Here is an 18484-nt window from a genome sequence, read left to right on the forward strand (position 1 = left end):
AATGCAATTATTATTAATAAATTAAGTACGAGTAATAATTTAAACCAAACGGTTTTACTAATCTAAAGTTATGCTAAAAATTATTTTAAGTGGGTACGTTGGAAATGACGCCACTATAAAAGAAGTTGGGAATCAAAAGGCTATTAATTTTGATATTGCTGTTTCAAGGGATTATAAAAATAACAAAGGAGAAAAGGTTGAACGTACCGAGTGGATACGTGCTGCAATTTGGAAGAAGAGAGAAAGTGAAACAAATTTAGCTGATTATTTAAAAAAAGGAACAAAAGTTCTGATAGAAGGAGAACCAACATGTTCGGCGTATACAAGTCAAACGGGTGAAGCTAAGTCATCCATAAATGTTACGGTTAAAGAAATAGAGCTCTTAGGATAAGAGTAATTAATATTAGAGTAAGCGAGGTCAATTCTATTGGGTCTCGCTTTTTTTGTGGAGTAGAATTCGGAATTATTGACAGTATTAATCTTTAGGTTATAGTCATAATGACTTGGTTTATTGTATTTTAGTGTCAATAGTTCAGTAAATTAAGATTGGTTTGCCTTTTGATGGTTATGAAACGGAAATGAAATTAATCATAATCTGTAAGCATGTTTTTAATGGTTTAATTTCAGTTAAATAATTAACTAAAAAAAAAGGTATGAACTTAAATAATTATACAATAAAAGCACAGGAGGCCGTTCATAAGTCAGTAGAAATTGCCTCTTCAAATAGTAATCAAGCTATTGAGCCCGGTCATTTATTAAAGGGCGTATTAATGGTGGGTGATCAATTGGTATCGCATATTTTTCAGAAACTAGGAGTACGTTCAGTCGATTTAATCTTAGATCAGATAATAAATGCTTATCCAAAAGTTAGTGGAGGTGAGCCCTATTTATCAAGAGGGGCTAATGGGGTATTAAATAAAGCCACCGAATTAAAAACTGAATTAGAAGATCAGTATATAAGTATTGAGCATATTCTTTTGGCTTTAGTAAAGGTTAAAGGTGAAGTTTCTAATTTATTAAAGGATGCTGGTGTATCTTTTAAAGATTTAAAGGCAGCAATTATTGAATTACGAAAAGGTGCAAAAGTAGATAGCCAAACTGCGGAAGATACTTATAATGCCTTGTCGAAGTATGCGATAAATTTGAACGATCAAGCACAAAATGGAAAGCTCGATCCTGTAATTGGTAGAGATGACGAAATTCGCAGGGTGTTGCAAATTTTGTCGCGTCGAACTAAAAATAACCCAATATTAATTGGAGAGCCCGGGGTTGGTAAAACTGCAATTGCGGAAGGTTTGGCCATTAGAATAATGAATGGCGATGTTGCTGAGAACCTAAAAAATAAACAAATATTCTCTCTTGATATGGGAGCTCTTGTTGCTGGTGCTAAATATAAAGGTGAGTTTGAGGAGCGTTTAAAATCTGTTGTAAAAGAAGTAATTGAAAGTGATGGTCAAATTATCCTATTTATAGATGAGATACATACTTTAGTAGGTGCAGGTAAAGGAGAAGGAGCGATGGATGCAGCAAACATCTTAAAGCCTGCATTAGCTCGTGGAGAATTACGATCAGTGGGGGCTACAACTTTAGCAGAATATCAAAAGTTTTTTGAAAAGGATAAGGCCTTAGAACGTCGTTTTCAGAAGGTAATGGTAGAAGAACCTGATAATTTGAGTGCCATTTCTATTCTTAGGGGTTTGAAAGAGCGTTACGAATCGCATCATAAAGTACGTATAAAAGATGATGCAATTATTGCTGCAGTGGAATTATCTAGCAGATATATTTCTGATCGCTTTTTGCCCGACAAGGCTATTGATTTAATTGATGAGGCTGCTGCTAAGTTGCGACTTGAGATTAATTCGGTTCCTGAGGAGTTGGATGAGCTTGATAGAAAGTATAAGCAGTTGGAGATAGAGCGCGAGGCAATAAAGCGCGAGGGGGATAATACTAAACTCTCGGGTTTAGAGCGAGAAATTGCAGAGTTAAACGACAAACGAACTTTTATTAGAGCCCAATGGCAAGAGGAAAAAAACCTTGTGGATGCCATACAAAAGAATAAATCAGATATTGAGCATTTTAAGTTTGAGGCCGAAAAAGCTGAAAGAGAAGGTTTGTTTGATTTAGTAGCAGAGTTACGTTACGGAAAAATAAAACAGGCGGAAGAATCCATCATTAATTTACAAGCTAAACTTCTGGATAAACAACACGAAAACTCTTTAATAAAAGAAGAGGTAGATTCTGAGGATATTGCAGGAGTTATTAGTAAATGGACAGGTATTCCTATCACAAAAATGTTGAAAAGCGAGAAGGAAAAACTACTCAGTCTTGAGGCCGAATTACATAAACGTGTTGTTGGTCAGCAAGAAGCAATTGAGGCTGTTGCCGATGCGGTTAGAAGGAGTAAAGCTGGTTTACAAGATGAAAAGCGACCCGTTGGATCATTTATCTTTTTGGGGATGTCAGGAGTTGGAAAAACAGAATTGGCAAAGGCTTTGGCTTCATACCTTTTTGATGATGAAACAAAAATAACACGTATCGATATGTCAGAGTATCAAGAGCGTCATTCAGTTTCTCGCTTAATAGGAGCGCCTCCTGGGTACGTAGGATATGATGAAGGTGGACAGTTGACAGAATCGGTGCGTAGAAAACCGTATTCGGTAATTTTGCTCGATGAAATCGAAAAGGCCCATCCTGATGTGTTTAATGTTCTATTGCAGGTACTCGATGATGGTCGTTTAACCGATAATAAAGGTCGCGTTGTTGATTTTAAAAACACAATTATAATAATGACATCTAATGCGGGCTCTGATGTGATACAGAGAAACTTTGCTGAGTTGGGTTCGAGCATTGATACCATCGATAAAACAAAGGATGAGGTATTTCAAGTGTTGAGAAGTTCTATCAGACCCGAATTTTTAAACCGTATAGATGATATTATCATGTTTACCCCTTTGTCTGAAGCAGATTTAGAGCAGATTGTACATATTCAGTTTAATAGCATTAAAAAGATGTTAAATGAAAAAGGAGTTGATATTGAATTGACAGATGAGGCTGCTAAGTTTTTGGCTAAAGCCGGTTTTGATCCGATATTTGGTGCAAGACCCATAAAACGGTTGATACAAAAAAATGTGATTAATGAATTGTCAAAACAAATATTAGCAGATACAATAGAGCGAAGTTCTACCATCTATATTGATGCGGCTAATGATAATATTCTGTTTAGGAATTGATATAAAGTGTAGAGTTCTTAAATGACATTTCTCTATAGCGGAGAATAAAGTGAATGATTGATAAGTACTATAATACTTAAAATCCTCAAATAAATTAAAGCAGTAAAAGGTTTGTCTTTTACTGCTTTTTTAATACATGAGTTTCTGTTTTGTGAGATTTGTAAGTGTAGTTAATTGTATGTTAGTTCTTTATTGCGATTTCTTATTGTGGTGAGTTAGAGTTCTAGTATGTTTTTTTCAAAAGATATAGTAAAAGCTCACTTTTATTTACTCTCCAACTTATAATACGAATTGTACGTTTCAAACCTCTATTTCTACGCTTAAGCATTATAGTTGACTATCCAAAAATAATGTGCTATATTTTTGTTAAGCAATTATAACCATAGTGTATATATTAAAAATACGCTCTATCACACAGTTTATAATTCAGAATTAGTAGCTCATAATTTATAGGCATAATCCGAAATTTTAATGGAAATAAAACTATCTCTTGTACTGATTATATTATTAAGCATTGTATTTATACCTGTTAATGCACAGCACGATATAAAGTCGTTGAAATATAATGTAAAGGCTCTTGGTAAGAATGTAGGTGAATTTACTGTAAGTCAAAATACCAATGATGAAGGTATCTTAAATATAGAAAGTGTTACCGACATTAAGATTACGATGTTGGTTTCATATCACGTAAAATACACTTTACAAAGTACACATAAGAATGGTACTCTTATACAGTCGCATCTTCAAACAACTAAGAATAATAAGTTAAATTCTGACACATGGCTTATTGCTGATGCAAATAATTATATACGCATTAAAGACCAAGACACTACCATTATTAATAATCAAATTACCTATACAGGCAACCTATTATATTTTAATGAGCCAAATAATATTAAGCATGTTTATAAAGAAAAAAGCGGTGAAAAAAGATTAATAAAACCTATTGGTGACCATATGTATGCATTAGTAAATAGTAACGGCGATACCACCCATGAATATACCTATAAGGACGGTATAATGGTAAATGCCACAATAAAAAATTCTATAGCCGACATTTATCTAGAATACTGCAATTAACTCTACGCCATGTTTTTTTACTCTTCTATAGAACCTATTTATTATTTACTACCAATAGTAGGATTCGTTATTGGCTTATTTGCCACTGCCCTAGGAGGTGGAGGTGGTTTCTTTTTTCTGCCTATACTAACAATTCTTTTAGGTGTACCTACACAAACAGCTGTAATTACATCTTTAGTAGCTACTCTTCCCATAGGGTTAGTGGGTACTTACGGGCATCTGAAACTAAACAATATAGACTTTAGAACAGGGTTGCCATTTGTTATATTCGGACTAGTTGGGGCATTTATAGGCGCATATATCACATCATTAGTTTCTCCGCAATTACTCAAAAATTGCTTTGGAACTTACACAATAATCTTATCCTTAAGCATTGCTTATAAGGCTCTTATTAAAACCAATAATAGCAATCTAAATCAAACTCCTTTTTCTCGAAATATTAAATCATCAATATATGGTTTATTTGGTGGGGCAATTTCTGGCAGCTTTGGTACAAGCGGAACGGGTCCGGTTTTAGCCGGATTATTATCAATAAAGTTACCCTTAAAGCTAGTAATAGGAACCTCCTTATTTGTTGTTCTGATAAATACAATAGCCTCAATAACAGCGCATCTATTAATCGGTAAAATCGATTTAACGCTGATCTTATTTTTAACAGCAGGATCAATTATTGGAGCTTTCATAGGACCAAAAATAATTTCAAAAACAAACACCAACAATAAAGAATCTAAAGCCCGATTTATTTATGCTGTAGTTCTTTTTACTGTTGGAATAATCATGATTTTAAAATAAACCTTTAGTATGATAACAACTATATACATTATTATTTTAAGCTATTTTATTTTAGGCGGAATAGGTTTCTATGTGATTAACAGAAACAAACCCGCTGATGTTGCCAAAAAAAGCTATACCAAGTTTGGAACCTATTTTATAATTATAAACGCGCTGTTTTTCAGTATAGTTATAAACCCTATTGCGTTTAAGTATTTATGTGTTGCTATAATTGGTATAGGTTTAGCAGAATTGCTTAGGCTGTTTAATAAATCAAAGCAAAAGAACAAGGCATTTTTCCTGGCATCCCTCATACTATTTAGTTTACTCTCTATTGGCTTATATCGTTTTAGCGAGATTCCTAAAAACATCATATTATTTACATTTTTGGTACTATCCATATTCGATAGTTTTAGCCAAATCACAGGTCAACTTTGGGGTAAAACAAAGTTGTTTCCCACAATTAGTCCGAATAAAACATTAGGTGGTTTAGTTGGCGGAACAATTGTAGCTACAGCTAGTGCGCTATTGCTTAATAGCCTTTATAACAACTCCCCGCTTCATATCATTACACTTGCCATTGGCATTATTGTATTTGCCATGCTAGGTGACTTAGCTGCATCATATTACAAACGAAAATATAAAGTGAAAGATTATAGCAACTTAATACCTGGCCATGGTGGCGTGCTCGACCGCTTTGATAGCCTTATAGCTGGTGGTGCATGGGTAGCAGTATGTATAAATCTTTTCAACTTTTAAAAACATTAATAATGGGAAATATAATTACTCTATCGTTTTTCTATTTAATAGGAATAGTAATACTACTTGGCTTTAACGAATTAAACTACAGACGCTTTAAAATAAAGGGTGAAATAACACGGAAGTTTGCTCATTTTGCCTCGATAATTGCGGTAATACCGATGCCATATATGATTGAATCGCATTGGTATGTACTTGGGTTAGCACTCATATTTTTTGCAGGCTTGTATTTTACGCAACAAACCAAGCAACTTAAATCAATACACGATATAAAGCGTAAATCAGTCGGAAGCTATCTATTGCCTTTATCTATTTACATTACATTTTTGGCATCGAGCTACCTCGAAAACAAGTTTATTTATATCCTACCAATGTTAATATTAGCTATTTGCGATCCTATGGCTGCTATACTTGGTATGAACATTAAAAAATATAACAACCAAGTAGTTCTATTTGGTCGTAAATATCAGAAAACATGGTTAGGCACAGGTGCATTTGTTAGTATGAGCTTTGTGATTAGCTTAATTGCAATATACTACTACAGGGGAGTATTTGATATAAAAACATTTTGGCTATCTGCAATAATAGCCATTATTGGAGCTATGAGTGAACTATTCAGCTGGCGCGGGTCCGACAACCTTAGTATACCAGTAAGTATAGCATGTATACTACTTATATTTTTATAGTACCCACACTTTTCAAACAAGAAAAAAATACAACAATGAGAAAGATAATAATTAATGGAGCCAACGGATATGTTGCTTCTAACTTTATTAATGAATTATTAGATAAAGGTTATGAAGTAATTGCCTTGGTAAGAGGAAACAAAAAGCTATCAGCCAACGAGAGAATGTATAATGTATTGGAGGAAACTACTGATGGAAAGCACTCTAATAATAAAAATCTTAAAGTATTCTCATACGAGTTATTAGAGGCAGATTTTGGACTTTCGAAGGCTTTACTAAAAATCATATTTAGTGGCAATTTTGATTATTACCACTTTGCCGCTAATCTAAAATTAAAGTATGATCTTAAATCGAGAGATGAGATCTTTAGCACAAACATAGATGGATTAGAAAACTCATTAAACGTATACAATGAATATTCTAATGTAAATTCACGTTTTTTCTTTATTAGCACAGCATACTCGTGTGGTAAACACGAGGGTGTATTTGAAGAAAAATTCTACGATAATGCCGATATCAGTAAATTTAGAAACTACTATGAACAATCGAAGCGATATGCTGAAAATGTAGTAAAAAAGCATATTGATGATAATGGTACGAGAGCGCATGTTATAAGACTATCGCAGGTAGTTGGGCATAGTACATCGGGCATTACAAAAACCGATTATGGAATTTTTGATTTTGCAAAAAGGATGTATAGTTTATCTAATCGATATCCCAATAAAAAAGTTAGAATGGTAGTTGATTCTAATTCAACACAAAACCTGATTCCGATAGATACTGTAGTAAATTATTTAATGAGAACCGTTGAAGTAGAAAACCCTCCGGTTATTATTAATTGTATTGCTAAATATTCAACACCAAATCGTTATATAATTGATAGTATTGCTCAGTTAATGCCAATCGGTATTATACCTGTATCTGAGCTTGATAAAAACGAAATGGAACCTGTTGAGCGTTTGGTTTCGGTGGGTATGTCGTTTACTGGGAACTACATCAGCACCAATCTGAAATTTGATACAACGCAATTAGATTCATTAGACAAAGAAAACTACAATGCTGTTAAAGAAAATAATGTAGCTAAGATGTTAGAATATTTTATTAATACTCTACGCACTCCTAAAGGAGCACAGGAAATGCCAAAAGCAAGCTAATAGCATTATTACAAAACCATTTATTGGATTTATATACACTCAATTATCACGATTTAGTTTTAGCACTTAAATAGTGATATTAATTTTAAAAACGATGAAACGAGCATGCAAATATGATTATCCTGATAGGTACATCGGAGGATCATCAAATTTATTTGTGAGTTTCATATGACAAATGAAAACTAATTATTAGCATATGAAACAAATAATAGTAAAAGGAGAAAACGTATTAAACGTTCCTAACCTAATCAGTCTTTACCGCCTCTTGGTATTTCCTGTAATACTCGTAATGGCACTTATAGGAGAAGAGAGTATTTTTGTAACACTACTTTGTATAAGTTTAGTGAGTGATGTATTGGATGGAAATATTGCCAGATACTTTAAGCTACAAACCAACTTTGGAGCTGCCTTAGATAACCTTGCGGATATCTGCACTTACGCCATGGCTTTATTAGGTTTATTCATTTTTAAATGGACTGAAATAGAACCGCATGCTCTGATTTTATATATCTTTTTAACGGTGTTTGTATTGAGCTACTTTGTATCTTTTTTCAGATTTGGAAAAATACCAGGCCTGCATTTATACTCAGCTGTTTCAGCAGGATATGTACAGAGCATCTTCTTCTTCATTTTGTTTGTATTCGGGTTTTACCCTTGGATGTATTATCTAGCTGTAGGATGGGGAGCTATAGCATATACTGAGAAAATATTAGTACTGTTCAAGCTTGATGATATTAAAATTGGCGTTAAAGGACTTTATTGGTTAATGAAAAAAGATACTAGCAACTAAATTATATGTTTCAGAAAGGAATAGCTGGTATTATTTTATTCATTATTAGTGCTCAGGTTTACGCACAAAGTATTTCAGGGTATGTAAAAGAAAAGAATAGCCAAGAAACTATTCCTTTCGCTAATGTATGGATTAAAGGTACTATTCAGGGGGTAACTGCCGATGCTGATGGATACTTCTCTATTGCAAACCCAAGTGGTAATACGCTTTGTGCATCATCCGTTGGGTACATCAGTAATGAAGTATCAATTAATAAAAATAGTGATGCAAAAACTACCATACATCTGGCAAAAGAAGTACAAGTGATTGACGATGTAACCATTAATGCAAAAATGCCTATAGCAAAGGTTATATTTAAACGAATTCAGGAACACAAAAAAGAAAACCGCAGACAAATAAGGTCGGTTAACAACTATAAATCTGTTCAAAATACAACAGTATATACCGCCATTGATACCACCTCAATAATATCTCGTGCTTTTGATAACATAAACGATGTAAGCATAGAAATGGAAAACCAAACTCTACGGTTTTCTCCAGTATATTTAGCCGAAGAAGCTCAAAGAGTTGAGGGTGAAAATACTGAGGTGGTTTATAGTAAAAAGGACGGTATATTTCCACGAATTAATCAAGCCATTGAAAACTACATTTTAAGAAGTGTTGTTGTGGATTTAGATTTTTATAAAGATCAAATTTTCATACTTGAGCGCGGATTCATATCCCCAATTAGCAGCAGTGCAATGTTGCATTACAATTTATACTTTAACGATAGCACCCGGGTAAACGATAAAAAGTATTATCATTTTACTTATGCGCCTAAAAATAGATACAATTCTTTATTCTCGGGTCAGTTTGTGGTTGAAGAGGGCAGCTATGCCATTACTGAAATATCGGCTCAAATACCTAAAGAAGCCAACATTAACTTTGTAAATGGTTTTAAGGGTAAGGTTGCCTATAAGCAACTCCCCAATGGCGATTGGTTTTACGACAAGCAGAGTATTGATATAAATATGTCGTTAACGCTAAATAAAGATACTTCGCAATACGATTCTGAACGAATTGATCAGGTATCCAGTGGAAACTGGTTGGTAAATAAGTCAACTATTTACTCTACGTCGTCCAATCTTGATAATATAGAAGGAAACCAATGGAAGTTTCAAGATGAGTTTTCTTCCTCCTTCGTGGGAGATAGTACCTATCGAAAAGTAGAAACTTTAAAAGAAAACACTTATGTAAAAGCGGCAGATGGAGTAGGTGGTATGGCACTATCGAGCTATTTAAATGTTGGAAAAGTAGACATAGGCCCTGTATTCGATATTTATAGTACCAATAAAATAGAAGGCAACAGAATTACAGTTCCATTACGAACTAGTGAAAAACTGTGGGATAATTTTTATGTGGGTGGATTTTTAGGTTACGGAACCAAAAGCGAAGAATTTAAGTACGGTACAAATATAGCTTTCCGACCGTTACCTACTGATAAGGTAATTTTAAGGATGAGTTATTCTGATGATTACAACTTACTCTCGCAAGATAAATTTCTGCGATTTGTGAAGAATAATCCCAATAACAAAGGCAATAGTAACTTTATCGGAGCGCTTACTTCAACCGAAAGGAATCCTTACATAAAGGAGGATAAAAGTTTTGAAATGCGCTTTGAATATAATGCCGAGAATGATTTGCATATAGAGGCTGCGCCTTATTATACCAAAACCACTCAAACGCCTGATGTGAGTTTTATAAAAGATGGTGTGAGTTATAACGACTATTCAAATTACGGAGTGCTTTTTAATATGCGTTATGCATTCGGCCAAAAGTTTGACACTTATTTCTTTACCCGAGTGTATTACTCAACGCCTGTACCTATCGTAAATTTTGGTGTGGATATAGGACAAGTAAAACTTCCCGATGGAGATATTGGCGATTCGGGCTTGTATGCACACATTCGAGGTTCTGTGCAGGGCCGTTTAATATTAGGTCAGGCCTTTATTGTGTACATGGTTAATGGTGGATACCTTATGGGTGATGCTCCTTACGATATCTTAGATCAACCCGTGGGTTCAATGTCATTTGGTTACTCTAAGTATCAGTATAACTTATTGCACCACGCCTCTTTTGCTCATAACTTATATGGTAATGCACACCTCCATCTTAATGGAGGCGGTATGGTACTTAATAAGATTCCTTTAATTCGTGAATTAAAACTGCGTGAAATAGTGTCGTTAAAAACACATTATGGTGATTTAACCAATTCATATAATGGTGTTTTCGATCTACCAACTTATTACCATAATGACTCTACAGTACCTTATGCCGAAATTGGATTTGGCTTAACCAACATATTTAAAGTTTTGCGTGTTGAGTATGTACGACAACTTGGCGGAACATATATCGATAAATCTTATACTAATAAGCATGGTATCTTTTTTAGAGCTGAGATGAGCTTTTAATTTAGTCTTATAGACATGAAAGGAATTTTTAAGGATAAGTAACCTTAATTATTTTTTTCCGTTAAGGTAATAATTAAACTTTACTGAATTGTTTATGAATCCTATAGTTTTAAAAGCCATTTTAACCTTAATTGGAGGAAGTATTGCCCTTACCTTTATTTTAAAAACTGTTTTTAAAAAGAGTATTTTTTTTAAAATAGGTTTGCTTTGGGGTGTAAATATCATGTTGGTGGTTATAAATACACGTTTTGCCGAAAATTTTAGAGATGTATATCCTTATGGACTAGCATTTTTAATTACAGTTGCTATTACATTTATAATAGTATATATAACCAGTAAGATAGTAAAGAATCCATTGAATAATACCAAGGATGATTTAGAAAAGTTAGCATCAGGAAATCTTAGCTTAAGAGCTGATATGGGGCGTTTGAAAAGCGATGATGAAATAGGGGCAATACAGCGATCAATAGTTAAAATGGTTGATGTTTTTGGCGGTGTTGTTAAAGATATAGATCAAAATGCAGATGATCTAATGGAAGTAGGGAATGGCTTAAATGATACGGCATCTAGCATTGCAGATTCAGCCTCCAACCAGGCCTCCTCTCTAGAAGAGATTTCTTCGTCTATGGAAGAGATGGCTGCAAATATTGATCAAAGTACAGAAACATCAAAGAAAACCGAACAAATTGCGCAGGAAGCCAATATAGCAGTTGGTAAAGGAAACACTGCAGCCATGGTTGCATTACAATCGGTGTTGGATATTGCTGAAAAAATTAAAGTGGTTAATGACATAGCCGAACAAACCAATATATTAGCTCTTAATGCCTCTGTTGAAGCTGCGCGTGCAGGCGAGCATGGAAGAGGCTTTTCTGTAGTAGCAAGTGAAGTAAGAAAGTTGGCTGAGAGAAGTAAACAAGCGGCTCTAGAAATTCAAGAGTTTTCGGTACAAGGAGCTGAGCAATCAGAAGCAGCCATAGAACTTTTAAAGTCCTCAATGCCTTTGATGGAATCTACATCAGAATTAATTCAAGAGATTACGGCTAGTAGTATTGAGCAAAATGAAGGGGCAACTCAAATAAATAATGCCATTCAGATGTTAAATAGTGAAACGCAAAATAACACATCTTCAGCAGAGCAAATGTCACTAAGCTCTAACGAATTGAAAGAAAAGGCCGATAAGTTAACAGATCGAATATCATTCTTTAGCTTTGAGAATAAATAAACAAACTTGTTTAAATACTAAATATCACCGATTATGTATTCCTTAATTAGGGAATACATAGTTTTTGTAAATCATTTATATCACCATTAAAAAAGTTGCCATCAACAAATTCATTAGAACCTTTTATAATTATTTCATCAGTAAATTGGTGAAGTTTCCAATTTATGGAGTGCATTCTGTGCGATCCAGAATAGGCTGCAATCCAAAGTGTATAGTCCTTAATATGTCCACTTAAATGTTGCTTGTAAAAAGCACGACCTGTATAGATGATAGGTTTAACTCCATAATGTTTTTCAGCTAACTGCAGCCAATTCAGTACTCCTTTCCTCAAGTTCTCTGAACCATACTTACTGGCTTCTTCAATATCTAATACAGGAGGTAAGTTACCAGAACCCAATTTTACCTGCGATTTAAAATTGTTAAACTGTAAATTTGAATTCTCATTTGGTCGATAATAGTGGTAAGCTCCAACAATGTATTCGCGTTCGCTTGCTTTTTTCCAATTATTTTTAAATGTTTTATCCTTTCCGTCTGAACCCATACTAGCCCTAATAAATATGAATTCAACAGGATGTTTTGAAGTCCTCAGGATATCCCACTTAATTTTACCTTGATAATGAGAAATGTCAATACCAAAAAGGTGCTCTGATTTTGATAGGTAGGTATTTTCCTTTCGTGTGCTTGTATAATCCCCTTCTATATATAAATACGTACTTATTAGTATTAATATTCCTACGATCAACTCGATACAAGTTTGGATTCTTTTCTTGTTAATCTTCTTTTGCTTTTTGTTTGTGGCCTTTCTGAGTTGTTTAATTATAAGTAGGAGTATGCTAATGGCCAGAATACTTGAGCCCACCCATATTAAGAACCATTTTGGGTTAATTCCGGTTAATTCAAAAATATAAGACAAAGTGTTGTTGTTTTAAGATTTGATGCAAATTTAATACAGATTCTATTATAGTCCGAATAATACTATTCAAAAGAATATAAAGGGGTAACGAAGGACCTATAGTTTTAAAAATAGGATAATATTATCATCTCTAAATAAGTGAATTTTTATATAATTCTCAGGTAACTAATCATTTGTTGCATTTAAAAAGATTAGGGAATTAATTTATGGGGTAAAATAGTGTAGGTATGAGTTAAAATACGCTCACCTTGATAATTAAAAATTATAGAAATTTGTTACGATTTGTTAATCGCTGGCACGGTTAACAAATTAAAGCGAAATGTAACTACAAAACATGCGATTGTAAAAATCATGTAAATGCAGAGAGATGCTGGCACATCTCTCTGCTGAATACAATGTTTTGCGAACAAAACAATTTATTCACTCTAATGCAAAACTTATGAAAAAAATGCAGAAGTCAAAAGAGGAGCGTACTTATTTGCCTCTTTTAACCAAATTCTATTGTAACCGCTTTAGAATTGCTATTTTATTTGCTCTGGGATCTTCTCTTACTCCCACTTTGGCAAAAGCAGATCAGTTTATTGATCAACCAAAATTCGAAGAAAGTATTCTTCAACAAACCAAAACTATCAAAGGTACCATTGTTGACGATTCTGGCATGCCACTTCCTGGCGTTACGGTTAGTATTAAAGGTACAACAAACGGAACAATTACTGACATTGATGGAAACTACACTTTGCCGGGGGTAAACGATACCGACGTATTGGTTATTTCATTTATAGGTATGGCATCTCAAGAAATACCAGCTGCCGGTAAAAGTATAATTGATGCAACTTTAAAAGGAGATGCCGTTGACCTCGAAGAGGTAGTTGCCATTGGTTATACGGTTCGTAAAAAAGGAGAGGTAACAGGTTCAATTAGCACAATAAAAGCTGAAGAGATAAGCAATTCTTCAAGTCAAGATGTGGCTAAATCACTATCAGGTAAGGTTCCTGGTTTAATTATTTCCGATCGCGGAGGTTATCCGGGCGAAACCGATAATATGACATTATTGATTCGTGGTAAGTCAACATTAGGAAACAATGAACCCTTGATACTTATTGATGGAATTACAGCTAGCTCTTTCTCTCATTTATCTCCTCAGGATATAGAATCTTTAACGATTTTAAAGGATGGTGCAGCTGCAATTTATGGTGCTCGTGCAGCAAATGGCGTTATTCTTATTACTACTAAGAGAGGTAAAACAGGTAAGCCTACCATTAATTTGTCAACAACTTATAATGTTTCATCTTTTTCGGCCCAACCAGATTTAATGTCATCTGAACAATTTGCTATTTATGAGAATGAAATTGCAGATAGATATGGAAGAGATCGTCCTTTCTCACAAGAAGATATAAGCAAGTATGCTGCAGGAGATGACCCAATTAATTACCCTAGTACCGATTGGGCAGATTTAACTTTTGCCGATTATTCTCCAGAGTATCGTGCTACTCTCTCAATTTCAGGAGGTACTGAGAAAGTTAAATATTTTGTTAGTGGTGATTATGTAGATCAAACAGGTATGTATGAGTCAGGTGATCTTGGTTTTAATCAGTATCAAGTGCGTTCTAATCTCGATATTAAAGTTTGGGATAGTTTTTCTTTAGGAGTGGATTTGTCAGGTCGTTTCGGAACGCGAAATCAACCAGGAGTTGACGATGGATTTATTTACAAGCATATTTATACCAACTTCCCAACTGAAGTAGGTATTTACCCTAATGGACTTCCTGGTTGGGGTGGCGAAAATGGTGCCAATCCACGTGTAATGTCTAGTTCAGAGTCTGGTTTTCAAGAACAATCCGACAATGATATACGCGCTAAGTTTTCGGGTAACTGGAATCTTGATAAGCTAACACAAGGCTTAAGTGCCAAGGGTTTTGTTGGTATTAGAAAAATGAGTAATGATATTAAAGCGTGGTACACCCCATGGACTGTATATCAGTATCAGCAAGGTACTGATGAGTATGTGGCTACTCCAGGTTTTTCGCAAAGAGGAAACGAACGCATATTACGTGAAACCTTCTGGAAATTCGACGAGTTAATGCTAAACGCTACAATACATTATAATAGAACTTTTGATGAGAAACATACAGTACGAGGTTTTGTAGGGGTTGAGCAAATGACTTCAACTCAACGTACTTTCTGGGCCGAACGTAGAGGTTTTCCAAGTGATGATCATCCTGATTTATTTGCTGGTAGCGATGAAGGTCAGCAATCGTACGGAACTTCTGATGAATGGGCTCGATTGAATTATTTTGGGTCGTTTTCTTACGATTATGCCAAGAAATACTTTGTCGATTTAACATTACGTTACGATGGCTCGGGTAACTTTGCTGATGGCAAACGATTTGGTACTTTCCCAGGTGTTGCCGTTTCTTGGGCATTAGCCGATGAAAACTTCATGGATTTTACGGATAGTTGGCTTAACGATTTTAAAGTGCGTGCTTCGTGGGCTATTATGGGTAACGACCGCATTGATGCATTCCAACACCTAACTCGTTATGATTATAGCGGTGATACAAATGCTGCACAGCCTAATTACTATATATTTGGTAGTCCAGGAAGTCGTCAAAATGGGTATAGAAGTAATAATGTTCCAAATCCAGATGTAACTTGGGAAAAGGCAGATACTAAAAATGTAGGAGTCAACTTTACTGTTTTAGACCGAAGGTTAACAGCTGATGTTAATTATTTCTATCAAAAACGTACTGATATTTTAGTACAACGTACAGCATCTATTCCTGACGCGGCAGGGCTAACATTACCTGATGAAAACTTAGGTAAGGTTGATAACTTTGGATGGGAGTTTCAATTAGATTGGAATGATAAAGTTGGAGAATTAGGCTACAGTGTTGGAGCCAATTTTACCAATGCCAAAAATAAAGTGGTTTATATGGATGAAGCCGCTGATGTACCTGAATATATGAGACAAGAAGGGCACTCTTTAGACTCTTATATTGTTTACCCAACCTTTGGTATTTTCCGCGATCAGAACCAGGTTGATAATGCTACTGCTAAATTAGAAGGAACAGTTGAAGGAGAGCCACACTATGTAGATACTAATGGTGATGGAGTTATTGATGCCAATGATAGAATTAGAAAATACACCTCTAATGTGCCAGAAATTCAATACGGGGTATATGGTGGCTTACAATGGAAAGGTTGGGATTTTAACTTCCTTTTCCAAGGACAAGCCAAATCTGAAATATTAATAATGTTTGATCAGAATGGTGCAAAACCTGAATATGTATTTAATGAGCGTTGGACAGAAAATAACAGAGATGCACGCTATCCTAGAGCTTTTGGTCAAAATGATCCTTATAGTGGAAATCAAAGTGGAGAGGCTGATAACTTCCAAGGAGCTGATTTGTGGTTGCATGATGCCTCATACCTTCGTCTTAAACAAGTCGATTTAGGTTATACATTCTCAAAAGAGCAGATCGGTGTTGGAGATTTAAAACTATTTGTAAGAGCCTTTAACCTACTAACATTATTCTCTGATGTTCATGATTTAGGATTAGATCCTGAAGCAGTGGGTTATAATAACTTTAGAGATGCACGATATCCGTCTTTAAAGACTTATACAGTTGGGTTAAACTTTACTTTCTAGTATTGAAAACGAATGGCAAATTATAAAGTGATAAAAATGAAAAACTTACATAAAATATTCCTTTACGTCTCAATTATAATGGTAGCGTTTAGCTCTTGTAAAGATGTTTTGGAAACAGAAGCAAAAAGTGCTTTTGCTGAAGATTTAATTTATAGCGATCCTGCTCAGGTTGAGCGTTTGGTATTTACGGCTTATAATAGTACAGAAGGTTGGGCAATAAACCGTTTTGAATGGTGGGGACGTCATTTTAATATTGAGGGTGCTTCATTTGAAGCCAAATTTAATTTTAAAGATCTTGACTTATACAGAGTAAGAGCAGGATGGACTCCAGCTAATGTTGGCATCTTCGGTGATAGATGGAGGAATTATTGGGATTACGTTCGTTTGACCAATGAATTTTTAGATAGAATTGATGATAGTCCAGCAATGGCTTCTGACCCAGAGATGGTTGGCGTCTTAAAAGCTGAAATGCGCTTTTTAAGAGCAAATTTATACGCAAAATTAATAAAGAATTACGGTGGAGTTCCAATTATGGAACATGCTTTAGGGCTAGAGGATGATTTTAATTTGGTACGCAATAGCTACGAAGAGTGTGTAAATTTTATTGTAAGTGAATTAGACGAAATTGTTGATGTACTTCCTGAAACACGTCCGGATGCAGAATTTGGTAGAGCCACAAAAATGGCTGCTTTAGCAGTAAAATCAAGAACACTATTATATGCTGCGAGTAAATTACACGATCCGGTTAATGTGCCAGCAGAAAACTCAGAATTTTATTCGTATTCCAAATCAACTAAGTGGGAAGATGCTTCAAAAGCAGCAAAAGCTATAATTGATATGGTTGAAGGAAGAGATTTAATAGTAGTAGCTGATGCACAAGCTTATCAAAGTTTATTTCTTTCTCCAAATGCTGATATAATATTTGCTCGCCCATATAGTAGTGCATATTATGAGTTTGGTACAGATGTGAATACACTACCTGATATGAATCAAACACCTAATGGTTATGGTGGATGGGGGCTATCATCGCCTACACATAATTTTGCATTAGAATACAACATGAGCGACGGTAGTACTACAACGGCAGAAGATGGTACCTACGATGAGCTTTATCCTAATAGTGGCAGAGAAATGCGTTATTATGCAACACTTAATTATAATGGAGCCATGTTTAGAGGTAGAAATATAGAGTATTATCTTTCAGAGAATCCTTCTCAGTATCCGCATGGACTAGATTCGCCTCAGGGCCTTGGAAACACAGAACATTCATCAAAAACGGGTTACAATATCCGTAAGTTTCATGATGAAAGCCTAGATGAGGTTACGGACATTTCAGGAGAGCGCCCATATATTTTGTATCGTTTGGCAGAGGTTTATTTAAATTATGCAGAAGCACAATACCATTTGGATAAAGAAGGTGAAGCTCGAACATACTTAAATAAAGTATCAACGCGTGCATTGCAACCTGAAATAGACGCTAGTGGCGATGATTTATTAGAGGCTATTAAACGCGAACGACGAGTAGAACTATGTTTTGAAGGTCATAACTTTTTCGACGAGCGTAGATGGATGAACACTGCTCACCTTGGTTTTAATGTGCAAGGTTTAAAGTGGACAATGCTTGGCAGTGGTGCACTTTCGTTTGAAGAATATACTGTAGTTGAACGTGGTTGGTGGGACAAACAGTATTACTTGCCAATACCTCAATCAGAGGTTGAAAAGGCTCCTAAAATGCTTCAGAATTACGGCTATTAATAGGAGACAATTGTAAAATTCAAAA

13 protein-coding genes are annotated in these 18484 nt (G+C 34.9%); 12 read left to right on the plus strand and 1 reads right to left on the minus strand.

Annotated features, from left to right (window positions below):
- The first annotated feature begins 70 nt into the window (after window positions 1–70).
- From A8B35_RS20110 to A8B35_RS20155, 10 genes are all read left to right on the plus strand, one after another.
- Entirely contained in the window at window positions 71–391 is a 321-nt protein-coding gene (locus tag A8B35_RS20110) for a single-stranded DNA-binding protein (RefSeq protein WP_068475439.1), read from the plus strand.
- Window positions 392–653: 262 nt separating this feature from the next.
- Complete coding sequence (clpB, locus tag A8B35_RS20115; RefSeq protein WP_068475441.1) at window positions 654–3230, plus strand: ATP-dependent chaperone ClpB; 2577 nt, start codon at window positions 654–656, stop codon at window positions 3228–3230.
- Between the two features lie 471 nt (window positions 3231–3701).
- Window positions 3702–4310, plus strand: coding sequence for a DUF6134 family protein (locus tag A8B35_RS20120; protein ID WP_068475442.1), 609 nt, complete (start codon window positions 3702–3704; stop codon window positions 4308–4310).
- A 9-nt stretch (window positions 4311–4319) separates the two neighbouring features.
- The gene (locus tag A8B35_RS20125; RefSeq protein ID WP_068475444.1) at window positions 4320–5102 is read left to right on the plus strand and encodes a sulfite exporter TauE/SafE family protein; all 783 of its coding nucleotides are present in this window, start codon (window positions 4320–4322) and stop codon (window positions 5100–5102) included.
- A gap of 9 nt (window positions 5103–5111) precedes the next feature.
- Entirely contained in the window at window positions 5112–5840 is a 729-nt protein-coding gene (locus tag A8B35_RS20130; protein ID WP_068475446.1) for a phosphatidate cytidylyltransferase, read from the plus strand.
- An 11-nt stretch (window positions 5841–5851) separates the two neighbouring features.
- Window positions 5852–6526: a diacylglycerol/polyprenol kinase family protein gene (locus tag A8B35_RS20135; RefSeq protein WP_068475488.1), complete on the plus strand. Its 675-nt coding sequence runs from the start codon at window positions 5852–5854 to the stop codon at window positions 6524–6526.
- A 35-nt stretch (window positions 6527–6561) separates the two neighbouring features.
- Window positions 6562–7680, plus strand: a complete 1119-nt coding sequence (locus tag A8B35_RS20140) for an SDR family oxidoreductase (RefSeq protein WP_068475490.1) — start codon at window positions 6562–6564, stop codon at window positions 7678–7680.
- A gap of 196 nt (window positions 7681–7876) precedes the next feature.
- Window positions 7877–8470, plus strand: coding sequence for a CDP-alcohol phosphatidyltransferase family protein (locus tag A8B35_RS20145; RefSeq protein WP_068475448.1), 594 nt, complete (start codon window positions 7877–7879; stop codon window positions 8468–8470).
- 5 nt (window positions 8471–8475) lie between these two features.
- Window positions 8476–10920, plus strand: coding sequence for a DUF5686 and carboxypeptidase-like regulatory domain-containing protein (locus A8B35_RS20150; protein ID WP_068475451.1), 2445 nt, complete (start codon window positions 8476–8478; stop codon window positions 10918–10920).
- 94 nt (window positions 10921–11014) lie between these two features.
- Window positions 11015–12142, plus strand: coding sequence for a methyl-accepting chemotaxis protein (locus tag A8B35_RS20155; protein ID WP_068475453.1), 1128 nt, complete (start codon window positions 11015–11017; stop codon window positions 12140–12142).
- A gap of 46 nt (window positions 12143–12188) precedes the next feature.
- Here A8B35_RS20155 and A8B35_RS20160 read toward each other — a convergent pair whose 3' ends face one another.
- Window positions 12189–13055 (minus strand): glycoside hydrolase family 25 protein, encoded by an 867-nt coding sequence (locus A8B35_RS20160; protein WP_083634577.1) that lies wholly within the window; start codon window positions 13053–13055, stop codon window positions 12189–12191.
- Between the two features lie 448 nt (window positions 13056–13503).
- Here A8B35_RS20160 and A8B35_RS20165 point away from each other — a divergent pair, with 448 nt between their 5' ends.
- Window positions 13504–16704, plus strand: a complete 3201-nt coding sequence (locus A8B35_RS20165) for a SusC/RagA family TonB-linked outer membrane protein (RefSeq protein ID WP_068475494.1) — start codon at window positions 13504–13506, stop codon at window positions 16702–16704.
- Window positions 16705–16740: 36 nt separating this feature from the next.
- Entirely contained in the window at window positions 16741–18459 is a 1719-nt protein-coding gene (locus A8B35_RS20170; protein ID WP_068475496.1) for a RagB/SusD family nutrient uptake outer membrane protein, read from the plus strand.
- Window positions 18460–18484: the final 25 nt, after the last annotated feature.

It is taken from the genome of Saccharicrinis aurantiacus (genome assembly GCF_001660705.2).
Lineage (GTDB): Bacteria > Bacteroidota > Bacteroidia > Bacteroidales > Marinilabiliaceae > Saccharicrinis > Saccharicrinis aurantiacus.